Genomic DNA, 17,860 nt, shown 5'->3' on the forward strand with positions numbered 1-17,860 from the left:
AAACGTTTCTTAGTAGAATCTATTTTATGCTGGAAGGCCGAATAGTTGATGAATGAGGTTTACTTGATTTCGGACAGACTTCTCCCCTTGGAGGATTTGTCCTTTTTTCATCATATGCACGGCTTCTACTCCTGCAAGAATTTGTTTGGCAGTTTGAAAGGACTTTAATCCTAACATGGAACGAACCCGCTTTTTAATGAAGCGATGATCTTGTTCTACGATGTTATTAAGATATTTTATTTTCCTTATTTGGATGCCTAAAGGCATCTTTTTCTCCTTCTTCAGCTCTTCAATCGCCACAGGATAGGCGGGATTCTTATCAACTGTAATCACACGAGGTATTGAAACATGAAAAGACCGCAAGGCTTTCTTAAAGAATCGCTTTGCAGCCTTGTGGTCCCTTGTTTTACTTAGATAAAAATCAATGGTATTTCCTTCTGAATCAACTGCACGATACAGATACATCCACTGTCCTTTGACTTTGATATAGGTCTCATCCACTCGCCAAGAATCGTTGGTTTTCTTAAGATGACGACGAACTCTCTTGTCCAGTTCAGGACCATATTGATGAACCCAACGCATGATGGTTGTGTGAGCAATAGAGAAGCCTCGTTCTTCCAACATTTCCACCAAATCACGAAAACTGATATTGTACCGTAGATACCATCTTACCGTTAATAAAATAATGTCAGGCTGATAATGTTTCCATTTAAACAAATTTTGCTTTTCCATACTGATCGTGCCCCTTTTTTAGAGTAATATTATCAGTATGTCCAAGTTTTAGAGATTACTTGCAATTGTCCTGAAGTTTTTGCACCAGAACCAAAAAAAGAAATCCACCCTTTCTGATATTATTTTATTAATCCGTTAAGCACCAAAAAAGTTATTTAAACATGGATTTAATAAAGATTAGGAGGAACAAATGATCAGTAAACTAAATCAGGTTATAAAATGTTTCCCTTGCCTGTCCTCTATTGAAGCTAAGGAATGGAATAGAACTGATATTTCTGTAGTGCAAGTTCCAACCACTCCTGTAGCTTTTGCAAGGGGGCATCGCTTACACCATGCTATTTTTATTTTGGATGGCTGTGTACGCATTTATAGGGTTGGAGAGAATGGCAGGGAGATAACCCTCTATCGGGTTCAGAGCGGCGGCGTTTGTTTAATGATGATAGCTAGCATATTGGGTGATTTAGATTATGAGGCTTTTGCCGCAGTCGAAAGCGATGTTGAAGCCTTAATCATACCGGCCGAAACTTTTCGGAACTGGATACATACATACGATTCGTTAAGCAGATTTATATACGGATTATTTATTCGTAAAATGTCAACTGTGACTCAGCTTGTAGAAGAGATTGCTTTTAAAGGGATAGACGATCGGATTGCAGATTATCTCATTAAACATACCTCTCTATATTCCGACGAGATAATCATAACCCACGAGAAGTTGTCTATTGAGTTAGGTACAGCACGGGAAGTAGTTAGCCGGACACTAAAGAAGTTCGAGAAGGAGGGACTTCTTACTTTACATCGCGGAAAAATCGTAAACATCCAACGAAAGGCCCTACAACAAAAATTTAGCCGTTTTCTGTGATATAGTTACAGAAATTCTCCTCTTTTAGATTATATGATAATGAGGACAACATTCATTAAGGAAGGAAGATCTTCATGGAAAATCTAAACGGTCTTTACAAAGGAGACGATGTTCTTTATCGAAATTCTTATTTAAAACGAATTAATGAGCTTATAAAAATGGCACCAGCATCCTCAAAAGCTTTTTTAACATTTGAGAAGGAGGCGTTTGTATCTGGATTAATACCAACGAAAACAAAGGAACTTATTGCGATTGCGGTGGCTCATACGACTGGTTGTCCCTATTGTATTGATGTTCATGTAAACAAGTATAAGAAATATGGTGGAACTATGGAAGAGGTTTTGGAGGCAATTATCGTTGCATCTGCAGTAAAAGCCGGAGCAGCCTTGAGTCACGGTGTAAATGCCTTAAATGCGTATGAGAAAAACAATATGCTATAGTAAATGGTTTTGTTTATTCATTTATAATGGGATAGCATTTAGATTTAAACGGCTTTATTGGTATGTTTTTAAGTATAGTGAAGTATCTTACATTAAAAATTAAACAACTTTTAAGGGTAAAGCTATCATTCATAAATAGCATTACCCTTCGTTTTTCACATCAAAATTAAATGACTTTATTATGTTTAAATACTTATATCCAAGAAAAATGTGTATCCTTTACACATAAGTATTCATTTTATCGTTTTGGGGAACATCATAAAATCTTAGCTTGATGGCAATGGGGTAGCACCACATCGCTATCAACTTAAGAAATTGATTGTTCCTCAAAACGATAAAAATGAGCTGAATTCTCATAAATAACTGTAAAAAGGTAAAAATTTCGTTTTGAGTCCCCCCCCAGAACGATAAAAACGTCATTCTTTTGTAAAATTATAGAGAGGATAACGCAGTTTTTATCTTAGGAATAATTAAGGATTTTATCTCGATAAAAAGGAAGTGATCCCGTTTGGTTTTTATTATAAAGATTGCTTCTTATTAGTTTTTATATCGGATTCATATGTAAAACTAGGTATTCCTTTTTCAATACAATAACTCCAATTGCTTTTTATAAAAGGAATAAACCATAGTAATCCAATTCCAATGAATAAGAATGCACCAATAAAACCTATAGATGTATCTAAGTCTGGTGTTGAAGATGTAGATAATTTAGAAGGGCTGATAAATAATAAAGTATCTTTAAATACTACCAAAATATTAGCTATCATATGAACAATAGTTGGTACTATAAGACTCTTCGTTTTTAAATACAATATACACAGGCTAATCCCCATAATAGTGGCTCCAAATACGCTTTGTAAATGTAAAATTCCAAATACAATAGAACTTATGATAATTGCTTTTTTAACTCCTAATTTGAAGCTTAATCTGTTGAGTAAATATCCACGAAATATAATCTCTTCAGCTATTGGTGCTATTAAAGCATTTAGAATACTACTTATCAAAAATTGAAGACTACTTTTTGATCCTAATACAATTGCTTTATCTGTACCTTCCGATACATTAAAACTCATTACTATTGCTAATAAAAGTAAGGTTATACCTATAACTAAAAAAAATGGCATAATAACAGTTGCAATCATTGTTTTAATAGGGAATTCAGAAGGCTTTGAAAAGAAGCTAGAATAAAAGTATATCTTTTGTTTTTTGCATTTTTTATAAAACCATAAGATTGGAACCAAATAAATAATGCTAAACAATATAACGTCTTGTTTAACCCAAGGAGCAATATTATTAAAAAGAGATGCACGTGAAAGAAATATTAAACTAATACTACTTACTAAAATCCACCCGATTATATGACGAATTTTCATTGTATTCATTGATGTATTCAAATTAATTCCTCCAGCTTTTTTTGTTATATTATAACATCTAAATACCAATAATAACCATTTATTAAAGTCCCGCCACATTGCTATCAAGCTAACAAATCTAAATTGGTTCTGGTGCAAAAACTTCAGGGTAATTGCAAGTAATCTTTAAGTCTTGGACATCCTAATACTATTACTCTAAAAGGGTGTGTGATCGGTATGGAAAAGAAAAATTTGTTTAAATGGAAACACTATCAGCCTGATCTTATTTTATTAACAGTAAGATGGTACCTACGGTACAATCTAAGTTTTCGTGATTTGGTGGAAATGATGGCGGAACGGGGCATAATCGTTGCTCATAAAACGATTATGCGTTGGGTTCATCAGTATAGTCCTGAATTAGACAAGCGACTTCGTCGTCATCTAAAACGTACAAATGATTCATGGAGAGTGGATGAAACGTATATCAAAGTAAAAGGTCAATGGATGTATTTATATCGGGCAGTGGATTCTGAAGGAAACACCATTGACTTTTGCCTAAGCAAAACAAGAGACCAAAAGGCTGCAAAGCGATTCTTCAAGAAAGCTTTGCAGTCTTTTCATATCTCTGAGCCTCGTGTCGTGACGGTCGATAAGAATCCAGCCTATCCTATAGCAGTTGAAGAATTGAGAAAAGAAAAAAAGATGCCATTAGGCATCCAACTAAGGCAAGTGAAATATCTCAATAACATAGTGGAACAAGATCATCGGTTTATTAAAAAGCGAGTTCGTTCGATGTTAGGATTGAAATCCTTTCGCACAGCTACATACATTATTTCTGGAATAGAAGCTATGCATATGGTAAAAAAAGGGCAACCTGTTTTACTGGATAAGTCTGTCCAAAATCAAGTGAATTTCATCCATCAACTATTTGGAATTTCTGCTTAAGACTAGATTCCACTAGGAAACTTTTGCTTCTTTATATCTTTCCTAAGTATTTGCACCAGAATCCTTGATTGCTATTATAGGAAACGAGTGCTTTTTATTTTAAGGGTACGGGTGATACTACAGTAAAAAGACAAACTCCAAATCAAAGGAAATCGGAAGTTATTCAAAATAATTTTGTTAAAATTACATCTCGTACTAATATTTATAACCCAAAAGATATTCCTAGTGTAAGAGATGGTGAGTTTGTTAGGTGGTTTGATAATATAACTTTAGATGAATTAGAGATAGCGTGGAGTAATCCTGAAGTTAAAAAAGTAATTTCTTCAAGATTGAGATCGCCTGGGAAGTTACATGAGTGGTTAATGATTGCAAGAGCCCATACTTTTAAAAGATGGGGGATAAGTGCTAAACAAATCCAAGAATTGAGAATACCAACAAAAGATGTTGAGTTTATTAATCCACTAGGAAAACATCATCGTGCGCCGGGGTCTAAGCGAGCGCATAATGAAATATTAGAGATAATAGACACATAACTTGACTGTGATACATTTGTAAGAAGCTTACAAATGTGGTCTCATTACAGATACAAGGGTGGAGTAGAAGGGTTACCAGGTACTCTAAAAAAATGAGGAGTGATAATATGGAATATAGTGGAATGGTTTCAGTGTGGTTTGGAGTTTCTAAATCGCTACCTAAGTTAAATTTCATATTCATTGCCATATCCTCCAATAATATAGCTGCTTTATTTTCAATATCTAATTATGGAATATATTATGTAAGAAAAAAGAGGATATATGCCCTTATGTTGGACATAGTATCCTCTTCTCATTATAGTCTGTTTAATCTTCAGAGGTGGTATTGTGCTTTTTTCACTATGATGAGCACCTTCATTATTAGAATTTTTGTGTTAAGATGTTACTAAATACGAACAGAAGGTGGGGAATTTATGAACAAGAAACGTTTAGGAAGTCAATCTCACTTTAAACCATATCGTATAAAAGAAAATCCTCAACAGGAAGAAGAAAAAGAACTTACGACAGAACAAAAACTTGAATTACTAAATAAAATTGCTGGTTCAGGAAGAAATTTTAACCCAGAACACATCGAAGAATCACTTCGTATTGCAAGTAGAGATGAATGGGAATAGGTGAGAGGGGGAAAGTAGTTGGCGCAACAAGTTCTAGTCGATACAAATATATGTTCTACACATGAGATGAGATCCAAAGACGCAGTAGATTGCATAAATGATTGGTTTACAGAACTAATACTGAAATAACCATTAATAGAATGGATTCTAACACCTTCTTTAAATAAATATCTAACCTAGATAAATCCGTCCTTTTGACGGATTTTTTTAGTAATTGTTTAGTACTATTACTATATTAGGGGTACGGAAACGATTCGCAGAATAACCCACCACATCTGAAAAATTTTCCAATTTGGCGTGTGTTTTTTATTATGCTTTCTCTTGTAGTTTCCTATATGGGGTAGCACCACATCGCCATCAAGCTAACATTTTGAGACATCTCCATTACGAGAAATTTACCTTTTTACAGTTATTTATGAGAATTCGACTCATTTTTTCGTTTTGGGGGACAATCAATTTCTTAAGTTGATTGCGATGTGACGTGACCCCTAATATTTTGAAGTACCCCCAAAATGAAAATTTCCTTTTTCTACAGTTAGTTATTTGGAGAAGTCAGCTCTTTTTTTGTTTTTGGGGTGTTTACTTTTCTTAAGTTGATAGGCATGTATGGCGACCCCTAATACCATATGATTGAAGTTATGTTACAATAATATATGGATAAATATGGAAAATTTTATAAAAATAAGTTATAATTACTTTTGTGTGTATTAATCCTCATATAAAAAATAAGTGAATTTATGGTTAAAAAACAAGCAATTGCACAACAGATAAAAATCAATGGTTTGTTCTTCGAAATCTACCGCACCATAGAGATACATCCATTGTGATTTTACCATGATATACGTTTCATTGACTCTCCAGGAGTCATTTGTTCACTTGAGATGACCACGTATTCATTTTCCGAATTCAGGATCATACAAGTGAGAGTTCAAATAAAAAGGGGAATTGAAATGAAAAAATTCATGTTAGCTCTGACATCTTTGTTCACTGCTTCAGCATTCGCTGTGTCTACAGCTTCAGCCGCATCGGATGTATACAATAACTTTGCAGAATTGTCGACGCATTACCAAAAAGGTATAGATTATACCATTGAAACCCAAGATATACCAAGTGCTGATGCAATCATTTTAGCAATCCACGGTGGAAGGATTGAATCTGGAACGGACCAAATTGCAAAAAAAATTGCCCTAAGTGATTACAGTTACTACATATTTAATGCTAAAAAATATGAAGATTTAAATAACGATGAGCGAAATGATTTGCATCTAACTTCTACCCATTATGACGACCCAATAGCTCTGGGAATGACAGCACAAAAAAACAAAGTTATTTCTATCCATGGTGCGAAAGGAACAGAAAAACTAGTTTACATGGGTGGACTTGATGAGGAATTAAAGAAGAATATTTTGAGTAAATTGTCCGACGCAGGTTTCGGCATTGGGACTACACCTGACAATCTCGGAGGGACCGACCCGGAGAATATCGTAAATAAGGGTAAAAACCTAAAAGGCGTGCAACTGGAGCTTACCACTGCTTTGCGCGACGAGCTTACAAATGATAATTCCAAGATGGAAAAATTCAGTAATGCCATTCGGTCAGCGATAGCTGAGTCAAAGTGATGGTAATTTCGGTACAATTTAAGTTTTTGTGACTTCGTAGAAATGATGGAAAAGCAGGGACAATCTATCCCTCATACGATCATTATACGATGGATACATCAGTATAGTTCTGAATTGGACAAGCGGATAAGTCGTCAATTAAAGAAAGTTAATGATTCTTGGTGAGTTGATGAAACGTATATCAAGGTAAAATCGCAATGAATATATCTCTATCGTACGATAAATTCCAAAGGTAATATAATTGATTTGGTTCTGGTGCAAAAATGTTAGTTAGAAACATAGAGTAACAACTTTCTCTTCATTTCGGGGTACTTTAAAATCTTAAGTTGATGGATGTATGGCGGGACCTCATCTCTATCCAGCTAAGAAACTCATTGTTCCCCAAAACGATAAAAACGAACTTCGGTGCTATAATTTTCGTTTAGGGGATACTTTAAAATCTTAGGTTGATATCGATGGGGTACGGCAACGATTCTTTCCTTTGGGAGCCATATTAAAATGAATCTAGTCCAGTTGAAGGATTAACCTTATCAATCATGTTGAAATTCAGCTGAGATACGTGTAAAACTAGGTCATAGCAATACATTTTTACCAAAAATACGAAGTGTCTTAACTGTTAAGTTATCTGTAACAAAATACTGTATCTAAAATAATTCGTAACATTATTGCTTTTAATCCTTTTTGTTACAACAAAATTGGTGAGTGGCTCAAAAAAGAAAGAATTGTTGCCGTATGCCCCTTAGGTCCGGTACCGTTGACATACACCAAAATTTCATTTTTTCCTTTAATAAAGACAAAAAATGAAATTTTTATTTTTTTTACTCATGATATGATTTACTATACTTCTTTTTATGCTCTTCTAAATAATTCAAAAGGACGTGTATAAATATTATGAAAATAAAGTTATTTTCATTTTTGATTGTTTTTAGCATTATAATTAGTGCTTGTTCTAATGATGTTTTAAAAACAACAAAAGAAAAAAACGAATCGAAATCTAACATAATTGAATCGGGTAAATATCAATCACCGATTAATATTGTATCTAATAATGTAAAATCAATGAATGATATAGGAACATTAGATCTAAATTACAACAATTCATTTGTTTCCGTAAAAGATAATGGCCATACTATTGAAGTAAAAAATCAGGATGGAATTGCTAATATTAATGGTAGACAATTTTCTTTAACACAATTTCATTTTCACGCGCCAAGTGAACATACAATAGATGGAAAACAATATGAAATGGAGCTTCATTTTGTTAACAAAAGCTCATCCGGTCGTCTTGCTGTTCTAGGTGTATTTTTCACAATTGGCTCGAAAAATGAAGCATTTCAAACTATTTTAGACCAAATTCAAAAAAACAAAAAAATAGAATTACCACCTACAACAACTATTAATATACAACAATTGCTTCCACAAGAAAGAAATTATTATCATTATTTAGGATCATTAACAACTGCACCTTATACAGAAAATGTTGAATGGTATGTATTAAAACAACCAGTAGAAATTTCAAAAAATCAGCTACAAACTTTTCAAAAATATTATTCAGATAATTCCCGTGAAGTACAACCTTTATACAATCGGGTCATTTTAGAAAAATAAAGATTTTAGAATGTATCCATGTTGGGGTAGCGCCATATCGCTATCAAGTTAACAAAACAAAATACCCCCTAAAATGAAAAAATACGCTATTCTTTCTGTAGAATCATAAGAAAGGATGGCGTTTTTGTATGTCTTACTGTTTCATCATTAAAAGAGGCAACAAAAACTTGGATTATCCAAGTTTTTGTTGGTGTTTATAAACATAGAACTTTTCTGCGAAATAACTAACAACTAAACTAATAACAAGTGGAAGCAAAGACCCACCTGAGATAAAGAAGCCACTTTCGTCATTAGTATATTCGTAGTGAAACATTAATATCGGAATAGAAAATAAATGCCCAATTGTGAATAGTAAGCCCGTTGTCAAAATTAACGAACCGAAAGTAACACCCAATCTCTTTAATAATTTCATTCAAACACCTCCTAATTTAAGAGCAACAGTTTTCTGTTATTAGTATAATACATCTAATCTTCTTAATAGCAACAATTTTTGAGAAAAGAGCCTTCTCAAAAAATACTATCTTTATGAAAGTAAACTTTTGAATATTAGTTTACTTTCAAATTACCGAAAATATTAACCCCATGCCTATCAACCTAACAGAACAGGTTGCCCCAAAATGATAAAAATGACCTTCGTGCTATAAAAAACACAAAATTTTCATTTAGGGGGTACTTTAAAATCTTAGCTTGATAGCAATAGGCTGTACCCCAATTAGTACTAAAACGACTCAAAAACCCTTAGCGTGATTTATTTCCGTTCCGTTTTCGGTACCCCGTCCAGTATATTCCGAGGAGCATTTTTTATTCATAATCGGCTCAGTATCAGCATAGCTGTGATTAGGGGCAAAGTATCCTGTTCTGTAACAAAATAATGAATTACAGGAATTTTTTATTTAAAATGGAATTAAATGTCGCAAATGTTCAGTAGAGGGTGATTTTTTGGATGCACTTAGAATAGAAGAAATTTATCAAGAAATTCTAGATAGTAAAAGAGATAATTTTCCTCACTATGTTTGGAGTGAGGAAGATAAAAACCTGTTGGCAAGAAGGGTTACAAAGCATCTAATTGAAACCGTTTTACAATGGGATGAGAATCAAATAAAAAAAAACTGGACTATAGCTCTTATTAAAAAATACAAATTAGGTGGTATGATACTCCTTGTATATAAAAGTAGTCCGTATGCGATGCTAAATGATTTATATCCAGGTAGATTTAAGGAGTGGGAATTGAAGTTTACTCCTTCAAATTTTTGGACGAAGGAAAGAGGATTAGAAGCACTACGCTGGACCATTGAAGAAAAAGAGAAGTTATCAGATAAACAGCTACTTCAAGTGTACGGGGAAAAATGGCTTAAAAAGCAAAGAATTAATACCCCTTGTTGCAAATTTTGGAACTGTAGCCCGTATGCGATGCTAAATGATTTATATCCAGGTAGATTTAAGGAGTGGGAATTGAAGTTTACCCCTTCAAACTTTTGGACGAAGGAAAGAGGATTAGAAGCACTACGCTGGACCATTGAAGAAAAAGAGAAGTTATCAGATAGAGAATTAATAAATTTGTATAATCAAAAATGGTTAGGTAAACATAAGCTTGCTTCTCCTTGTTCTTTATTTTATAAAAGTAGTCCATATGCAATGCTAAATGATTTGTATCCAGGTAGATTTAAAGAGTGGGAATTGAAGTTTACTCCTTCAAACTTTTGGACGAAGGAAAGAGGATTAGAAGCACTACGCTGGATCATTGAAGAAAAAGAGAAGTTATCAGATAAACAGCTACTTCAAGTGTACGGGGAAAAATGGCTTAAAAAGCAAAGAATTAATACCCCTTGTTGCAAGTTTTGGAACTGTAGCCCGTATGCAATGCTAAATGATTTGTACCCAGGAAAGTTCAAAGAGTGGGAGTTGAAGCATGCATCTTCAAATTTTTGGACGAAAGAACAGGGTTTAGAAGTATTGCGTTGGACAATTGAAGAAAAAGAGAAATTATCAGACGAGGAAATAAAAAAAGTATACAACTTAGCATGGGTTAGAAAAAATAGATTAATTACACCATTAATGACACATTGGAAATTAAGTCCGTATGCGATGCTAAATGATTTGTATCCAGGAAGGTTTAAGGAATGGGAATTTAGTGTTGTTCCTAGGAATTTTTGGACAAAAGAAAAGGGATTGGAAGTTTTACGTTGGACGATTGAGAAAAAAGAGAAGTTAACTGATGAACAATTATTACAAGTATTTGGTATCCAGTGGTTAACAAAGAATAGGTTAGTAACTCCTTTTCATAAATTTTGGGGTAAACCTTATGCGATGTTAGATGAATTATACCCAAATCGATTTAAAGAATGGGAATTACAAAGGGTTTGTCAAGGTTTTTGGTCAAAAGAAAAAGGATTAGAAGCATTACGCTGGACGATTGAGGAAAAAGAGAAGTTAACTGATGAACAATTACTACGTGTCTATGATATTGAATGGATGAAAAACCATAGAATTGCTATGCCTGTATACGACTATTGGGGATATAATCCATATTTAATGTTACATGATTTGTATCCAGAGCGTTTTCCGAGAAGTATTATGAAGACATATAATTCATTACGTAAATGGTTTACAGCATTTTATGATTCGTTTGAATTTTCTCAAGCATTACAGCTTGCTTGGGAAAACGGATATGAGACAGAAAGTCATTTTGTTTTAGCGCATGAGAAATATGATGAAGTTATTCAATTTATTTATTGGATTAAAGGAGCGAATTCTGCTGAAGCTTATTATAATGAATTAACGAAAAAAAAAGAATGGCATTGTACATTAAGTAAGTTGCATCCTTTTGTCTTAAAAATAAAAGAATTAGGTTGGATATGTCCTATGGATAGTGACAAGGTTGCTGTCATTGACAGCAACATATGAACCAATAAAGAGGTACAGCCGTCATTTCGCGTATTTTATATGCATATCCTTGGCATATAAAATACGCGTTTTACCATCAATACTCCATGCCCATCAAGCTAAAGTTTTGAGGTATCCCCAAAACGAAAAATTTATTATTTTATAGTTATTTATGAGAATTCAGCTAACTTTTTTGTTTTGGGGAATAATGAGTTTCTTAGCTGGATGGAGATGTGGTGATACCCTTATTAAGATGGCTCTGTTAAACTTGATTGTTGATTTTCTTCAAACTTAATAAGCATATTCGAAATGAAACTCGAATTTGCTTAGCGTGCAATTTTTCACTTTCGGTGATGTGTCCCCTATTAAAGTAGGAAGTAAAATGTTTTAACTTTTCCTCACGATAAACTCTTGCATATATTTTATTTATATTTTAGTATTAAGATGCTCTAATCTTTTTTTAACTGTATCTTTCCTTTGGATGAACCTAGACTACTCTAGGTTCTTTTTTTATGCAAAATAAAAAGCAGCTGATTCGCTACTTTCATTAATTTACTTTAAATCAACATCGATATCATAATAAATTAGTGAAAATGTAATTGTAGGTAAATATAGAAGAATTGGGGGCCTTCTTACCTAAAAACCTATATTTTTATTTATATTTAATCTATTAAAGGAAAATAAAAGCATTGTTATATCTAACTATAATTCTTAAACATATGTAGGACGCTGATATTTTGATCATGAATTCCTGAAAGGTTTAGAATTTTATATTTTTTCATGAAATGTAAGTTGTAATTTTTTGAAGAGCAATCTGTATGAAATATATGGAAAAGAAATTAGATATACCATTAATAATTCAAAAGATAAATTTCCAAATGAAAATAATAAAAAACAGAAAACTATTTGTAAAAAGTTAAATAAAAGTAAAGAAAATGATCAGGTTATATATTCTTTAAATGAATGTTTGAAAAAAGATATAGATACTCACCTTTTAAATATTCTAATTGAAGGATAAATAATTTAACAAATTATCCGAAAGAATTCTCCTTCCTCAAGCGTATACAAGGCGATAGCCCAACGATAGGCGGGAGATGAATTGCGGTTGGCGTTAGGATGGATAAAGTACTAACGCCCTTCGGTTGTTACGAGTGAGGGGGCCTAGGCAGATAACCCGTTCCCATTCTCCCTCTCACTCATGTATAAAAACAGAACTCATCTTTCATGTTATGACTAGCTTAATGAAACACCAGATTTTTCCCTCTTTTTCTATAAAGATAAAATATACTTATATATGTTTTGAAAATAGAAAATAGTGGGTTATATAGAAGGAGCGTGAATCCATGTTAACAGATCAAGAAATGTGGCAACGGATTACCTATTTACCAGCACCCTACAAACGGGAGCTGATTCGTCTAGCACTGGAAGGAACATCTTTGTTTTGGAGTACTCGCCAAACTCCATTTATCATGTTAGAAGCTGCAGAAATTATTGAACCAACGGGTAAGGAAAGAGCAACATCTCAGTTTGGATTAGATGCTTTAGAGCTCGAGTATTCTGTATTGCCACACCATCAGCAAACTTGGATACAATTTCAGGAATATATCCATCAACTAAAGGCTTCTGAAGAAAACTAAGGCTTTGGTGCAAAAATAATTCGCTAGAATCATAGAATAGCAATATTCTATTAACCTTGAGGTTAAGTAGCTAACTTAAATAACTTATAAATGACTTCAACCTCATTTTGGGCATAGTTCACCAAGGGGGGAAGTCTGCCCAAAATCGAAAAGAATTCATTGATAAACTGTTTGGCATTGCAGCATAATCCGTAAGTTAATAGGAAATTCATGTCCTATGTTTTTTTGAAATCATCTTTGCACCAGAACCTTTTTCGGCCTTTATTATTACATTTAACAAAGTATACGAGCGAGTAATAGCCATCTTCATCAGGATATAGACTTTCAAATACAAATTCGTTCGTCTGAAAACATTTTAAACAAGCTTTATTATCAGCCTCAATTCCTGCAAACCATTTCCTGACGTGACTCATTTCATCCAATAATAGCGTACTTTTTATTAAGGATTTACCAATCCCCCTTCCACGTAAAGACGGATTCGTTAATATAGCAATACTTCCTGTGTGATCTTCATCTACTTCAACCATAGTAATTCCTACGACTTTATTTCCGTTTTTAGCCATCCATACTACGTAATTTTCATTTTCTTTGACAAATTTGTACCAATCGTTTAAAGGTAGAATCCCTCCCAGTCTTTGGTAAGTCTCAGCATCCTGAAACCAAGATTCCATGACATCAATATCTTCTTTTTGAAAGCAAACTAGTTTGTCTATCTTACTCATTTCCTCTCTCCCATTCAAACATACTTTTTAACTTGCAACTTATATAGTTCGGCATATTTAGAATGTCTCGTTATTAATTCGTCACGAGTACCTGTTTCTACTACCTTTCCTTTTTTTAAAAATATAATATTATCAGCCTTTGCAGAAAAAGAGCGCATTGATATTAAACAACGCCAAGCTGAAGGAATTGCTCTTGCCAGAAAACAAGGAAAACACTTGGGACGCCCTCCTGTCGAAATAACAGAAGCATTTATTGAAGCTTATAAGGAATGGAAATCCGGTTCAATTACAACAGTAAGGGCGATGAAAAAGTATGGCATCAAACGTTCTTCATTTTATAAACTTGCCAAACAGTATGAAGAAAGAATCAAAAATTAGAGAGGTAGAAATTCAATGAATTGTGTTGCTCTCCTATGCCTATCAAACACGTCACAGAATTACATACTATTTCATCCATGTTTAACCAGAAAAACAAAAAGAACTTGTAGAAATCACTACAAGTTCTTTTTAGGGTAGGGTAAATCATAGAGCTACATAAACAATCTTATAAGACATAATAACCTAAGAAGAACTGTCTTAATAATTTTATTATATAACAAATATTACCAGTTTGGGATTATAATTTTGAAATTTATGTGAACTATGAAAACGAATTGTACCTTTAGTTATTTAAGAAGTCAGCTTTTTTTCGTTTTTGGGGTGTTTACTTTTCTTAAGTTGATGGATGTGTGGCGGGACCCCATGTCCATCAAGCTAATATTTTGAAGTGTCACCAAAACGAAAATTTCTTTCTCTATAGTTAGTTATTTTGAGAAGTCCGCTCATTTTTTCATTTTAGGGGTGTTTACTTCTCTTAAGTTGATGGCAATGCATTAGTACCCCCTATATAAAACAAAGGCGAAGTCTTCAAAGAGACTCCGCCTTTGTTTTATATAGGGCATGAATGGTTTCAATACCTTTAATAGTACGTGAAGCATGACGAAGATTTTAAAATCCTGCGGATTTGACAAAAATATGATGAAAAAAGGGCAACTTCACTAAAGGTTGAAATTTGCCCAAAATGAGGTTAGAGTCATTCATAAATTGTTTGGAATTGCATCATAAACTATCGTTGAATAGTCCATATAGGTTCTATGTCTCTATCAAATGTTTTTTGCACCAGAGCCTTCTGGGGTTTTACCAATGTTTGAATATTGTCCTGTAAATCTCCCTTTATATAAAAATTCCATTTCTTCTTCCAAAACCACGTTTTCTGAAAACATATTTTAGATTTTAAAAAAATCCCAAGCATACATATATAACGTAAAAATGGCAGTTACAGCTACGAACGCGTATTGACCACGACCGATTGTTTTTTTTCTCCTTAATTGCCATATTGTAAAAGCAACCAGAAGGGTCAGCGTTATGACAGGAAGGTAAATCAATATATAGGACCAGGTTGGAATAGCATTGATCAAAAGCTCAGGAATCGATATTACAAACATAAAATACAAAATAAACAGGACCGATGCAAACGTAATAACCCATGGGAATGCTTTTTTTCTTTTTCGAATGAAAGAGAATACCTGTATGATTAAAGCAGTTAGAATCTGTATAGGGTACACAAGTATAAATCCAACCATCAAAATGACATTCACGATTGGGTTGGAATATCCGGGCATTTGGCGATACAGCATGATCGGAGTGGAGCTTGCCGAATACGTATGATGATCTTTATTCAAGTAGATGAGCTCGGATCCCTTCTTCTCCTGAAATAAATACGGTTTCGTCTCAACATATGTGGTACTTTTCCCACTGCTGCTTATCGTAATAACACCATCTCTCTTAACTGCTAGCTTACTAGTGGAAAAATTTTGTGCAAATCGGAACGGTCCCTCTACCATAGGCCCATTAGGTACATAATATCCTTCTAAACTCTTAAGCTTCGATGCAGAAGTCGGATTCTCCCTTAAGACCGGTTTTTTTTGACCTTCAGGATAAAAACGATTCAAATAATCCCTGATAAACTCTTCTGCCAATTGAACACCGGTATTGGAATTGGTTGAAATGAAGATCCCTGTATTCTCAGCAGGAATCAGATGCATGATAGAATTGAAGGCATCAATGCTCCCATCATGCTCAATAATGCGCAGTCCGTTCTGAAAACGTTCATAAAAGCCGTACGCAATCCCAGGTACATCTTTATTGGGAGTAAAATGTCGGTTCTGCATCTCTGTAGCGGTTTCCTCCGAAAACAACTGTTGGTTGTTGAACCTGCCCTTTTGAAGCTGGGCAATCATAAAATGTGACATGTCCTCTGCAGTCGATTGAAACGAGCCTGCTGGTAAATGATGGATGTAGGCATATGAGACAGGAATATACTTTTTGTCATGGCCATAATTATAACTTTTGGCTAACCTGTCTGTTTCCTCATCGGGACTATAGCCAGAGCTTCCCATGTCAAGAGGGTTAAATACATGTTCTTTCATATACTGTTCAAACTTTTCACCCGATACTTTCTCTACAAGGTAGCCCGCCAGCGACATTCCTTGATTACTATAAGAAATTTCCTGTCCGGGAGGGCGAACCACGTCAGCTAGGTATTGATGAATGGCATCTGCCAATGGAAGTTGCTGCTCTTTATCTCGACCAACGGTGATTTTCTCGTAAAATCCTGCAGTATGGGTCAGCAAATGGTGGAGTGTAATGGGGTGGCCGTCTATGTACTGGATGTTCAATGTAGGATCATACTTTTTAATGTCTTTATAGAGATCCACCTTTCCTGACTCTGCTAACTGCATGACTGCGGTAGTCGTGAACACTTTGGCTATCGATCCTAATCGAAAGACGGTTTGCTTAGGATCGACAGCTTTCCGTTCTTTTAGGTCCGCATATCCATAACCGTTTAGGACTCGGATATTGCCTCCTTCTACGATCGTGACGACTGCTCCCGGAACATGATACTCCTCCATTTTTTCACGGAAGAACGAGTCGACAAAGTCTGCTAATTCATCGTTTGAAGGTGGAGCAGCCAAGGAAACGATTGGATATGAGAGACTGTAACAGCAAAGAATCATGATTAATAAAATAATTTTTTTCAAAGTCATTTCCCTCCCAAAAGACGCTGTTATTTCTTTTTTTTACAAATTATCCGAAAGAATTCTCCTTCCTCAAGCGTGTACAGGGCAATAATCCAATGTACACATACTATTTTTAGGGGTAGGGACTACCCCGTTAGCTTGGTAAACATAAATGGCTAGTAAAAGCACTTACTTCCCAAGAAGCTCCCACTTCAAGCGTTAGCTAAGTGATGAGTAGTTCACAAGAAATCTATTTATGAAGTACTCAAATTAAGCAATCTAATGAGTAAGGCGGTATTATCCTCTCTTAATCAAATGTATATTATTGGAAAATATTTTTAATATAATCATATCATTACACCTTATCATTCATAACGATCTAAAGGTTTAAATCATTTTAAGACCTAAGTCTTAGCTAGGGGTACCGCCACATCGCTATCAAGCTAAGGTTTTGTAGTACCCCAAAAATGAAAATTTTCTTGCTCTGCAGTTAGTTATTTGGCAAAGTCCGCTCTTTTTTTCTTTTTGGGGGTGTTTACTTTTTTTAAGTTGATGGATGTAGGGTGCTCCACAAAATTAAACAGGGTAATACATTCATTCTCTGGCTTTTATTTTAATTCCTGGCGGTAATGCCCGGAATTAAAATAAGAACTTTTAACAATTTAGCATTTGTCTAAAAGAAGCGGGCAAAATTAGGGTCGGATCAGCGTTTCCAGATTGAATCCAAAAGAGAAAAGGAAATAAGGCACTAATACCATTTTCTATCTCTCACAAAGGATTAAGAGGATTTAATATAGAATGTAAAAATATGGTTCTTTTTTTTACGGAAGGAGAGATGAATGAGGAAAAATCAC

General features: G+C 34.2%; 13 protein-coding genes and 5 pseudogenes. 11 read left to right on the forward strand and 7 right to left on the reverse strand.

Going from position 1 to position 17,860, the window contains the following annotated elements:
• Positions 1-24: 24 nt before the first annotated feature.
• Complete coding sequence (locus AB1279_RS10370) at positions 25-732, reverse strand: IS6 family transposase (protein ID WP_429758661.1); 708 nt, start codon at positions 730-732, stop codon at positions 25-27.
• Between the two features lie 190 nt (positions 733-922).
• On the opposite strand from AB1279_RS10370, the gene AB1279_RS10375 reads away from it, so the two are divergent.
• Together AB1279_RS10375 and AB1279_RS10380 are read left to right on the forward strand one after the other, a co-directional pair.
• Positions 923-1,594, forward strand: a complete 672-nt coding sequence (locus AB1279_RS10375; protein ID WP_429758662.1) for a Crp/Fnr family transcriptional regulator — start codon at positions 923-925, stop codon at positions 1,592-1,594.
• A 74-nt stretch (positions 1,595-1,668) separates the two neighbouring features.
• Positions 1,669-2,034, forward strand: coding sequence for a carboxymuconolactone decarboxylase family protein (locus AB1279_RS10380; RefSeq protein WP_166703039.1), 366 nt, complete (start codon positions 1,669-1,671; stop codon positions 2,032-2,034).
• A 518-nt stretch (positions 2,035-2,552) separates the two neighbouring features.
• On the opposite strand, the gene AB1279_RS10385 is transcribed toward AB1279_RS10380, so the two are convergent.
• Positions 2,553-3,428, reverse strand: a complete 876-nt coding sequence (locus tag AB1279_RS10385) for a CPBP family intramembrane glutamic endopeptidase (RefSeq protein ID WP_429758663.1) — start codon at positions 3,426-3,428, stop codon at positions 2,553-2,555.
• 195 nt (positions 3,429-3,623) lie between these two features.
• On the opposite strand from AB1279_RS10385, the gene AB1279_RS10390 reads away from it, so the two are divergent.
• Both AB1279_RS10390 and AB1279_RS10395 read left to right on the forward strand, forming a co-directional pair.
• A complete protein-coding gene (locus AB1279_RS10390) occupies positions 3,624-4,331 on the forward strand; it encodes an IS6 family transposase (protein ID WP_429761342.1) in 708 nt (235 codons plus the stop codon).
• 946 nt (positions 4,332-5,277) lie between these two features.
• Positions 5,278-5,478 (forward strand): hypothetical protein, encoded by a 201-nt coding sequence (locus AB1279_RS10395; RefSeq protein WP_429758664.1) that lies wholly within the window; start codon positions 5,278-5,280, stop codon positions 5,476-5,478.
• A 764-nt stretch (positions 5,479-6,242) separates the two neighbouring features.
• On the opposite strand, the pseudogene AB1279_RS10400 reads toward AB1279_RS10395, so the two are convergent.
• Positions 6,243-6,350: pseudogene (locus AB1279_RS10400) on the reverse strand (DDE-type integrase/transposase/recombinase); the annotation flags it as partial.
• 78 nt (positions 6,351-6,428) lie between these two features.
• Here AB1279_RS10400 and AB1279_RS10405 point away from each other — a divergent pair.
• The 3 genes and pseudogenes from AB1279_RS10405 (at position 6,429) to AB1279_RS10415 (ending at position 8,705) form a co-directional block, all read left to right on the forward strand.
• Positions 6,429-7,097, forward strand: a complete 669-nt coding sequence (locus AB1279_RS10405) for a poly-gamma-glutamate hydrolase family protein (RefSeq protein WP_429758665.1) — start codon at positions 6,429-6,431, stop codon at positions 7,095-7,097.
• 9 nt (positions 7,098-7,106) lie between these two features.
• Positions 7,107-7,295, forward strand: a pseudogene (locus tag AB1279_RS10410) (IS6 family transposase); the annotation flags it as partial.
• Positions 7,296-7,988: 693 nt separating this feature from the next.
• Positions 7,989-8,705: a carbonic anhydrase gene (locus AB1279_RS10415; RefSeq protein ID WP_429758666.1), complete on the forward strand. Its 717-nt coding sequence runs from the start codon at positions 7,989-7,991 to the stop codon at positions 8,703-8,705.
• 172 nt (positions 8,706-8,877) lie between these two features.
• Here the strand turns inward: AB1279_RS10415 and AB1279_RS10420 are convergent, their stop codons facing one another.
• Positions 8,878-9,117 carry a hypothetical protein gene (locus AB1279_RS10420; protein ID WP_429758667.1) on the reverse strand — a complete coding sequence of 80 codons (240 nt, stop codon included), beginning with the start codon at positions 9,115-9,117 and terminating at the stop codon, positions 8,878-8,880.
• A gap of 527 nt (positions 9,118-9,644) precedes the next feature.
• Here AB1279_RS10420 and AB1279_RS10425 point away from each other — a divergent pair.
• Together AB1279_RS10425 and AB1279_RS10430 are read left to right on the forward strand one after the other, a co-directional pair.
• A complete protein-coding gene (locus AB1279_RS10425; RefSeq protein WP_429758668.1) occupies positions 9,645-11,609 on the forward strand; it encodes a hypothetical protein in 1,965 nt (654 codons plus the stop codon).
• Positions 11,610-12,931: 1,322 nt separating this feature from the next.
• Positions 12,932-13,225, forward strand: coding sequence for a hypothetical protein (locus tag AB1279_RS10430; RefSeq protein WP_429758669.1), 294 nt, complete (start codon positions 12,932-12,934; stop codon positions 13,223-13,225).
• A 215-nt stretch (positions 13,226-13,440) separates the two neighbouring features.
• Here the strand turns inward: AB1279_RS10430 and AB1279_RS10435 are convergent, their stop codons facing one another.
• Positions 13,441-13,947: a GNAT family N-acetyltransferase gene (locus AB1279_RS10435; RefSeq protein WP_429758670.1), complete on the reverse strand. Its 507-nt coding sequence runs from the start codon at positions 13,945-13,947 to the stop codon at positions 13,441-13,443.
• A 126-nt stretch (positions 13,948-14,073) separates the two neighbouring features.
• Here AB1279_RS10435 and AB1279_RS10440 point away from each other — a divergent pair.
• A pseudogene (locus AB1279_RS10440) lies at positions 14,074-14,325 on the forward strand (recombinase family protein); the annotation flags it as partial.
• A 494-nt stretch (positions 14,326-14,819) separates the two neighbouring features.
• Here AB1279_RS10440 and AB1279_RS10445 read toward each other — a convergent pair.
• A pseudogene (locus tag AB1279_RS10445) lies at positions 14,820-14,958 on the reverse strand (IS6 family transposase); the annotation flags it as partial.
• On the opposite strand from AB1279_RS10445, the pseudogene AB1279_RS10450 reads away from it, so the two are divergent.
• Positions 14,959-15,051: pseudogene (locus tag AB1279_RS10450) on the forward strand (IS6 family transposase); the annotation flags it as partial.
• Between the two features lie 161 nt (positions 15,052-15,212).
• On the opposite strand, the gene AB1279_RS10455 reads toward AB1279_RS10450, so the two are convergent.
• Positions 15,213-17,027: a serine hydrolase domain-containing protein gene (locus AB1279_RS10455; RefSeq protein ID WP_429758671.1), complete on the reverse strand. Its 1,815-nt coding sequence runs from the start codon at positions 17,025-17,027 to the stop codon at positions 15,213-15,215.
• Positions 17,028-17,860 lie beyond the last annotated feature (833 nt).

This window comes from Bacillus sp. S14(2024) (assembly GCF_050473785.1).
Taxonomy (GTDB): domain Bacteria; phylum Bacillota; class Bacilli; order Bacillales; family Bacillaceae_G; genus Bacillus_A; species Bacillus_A yunxiaonensis.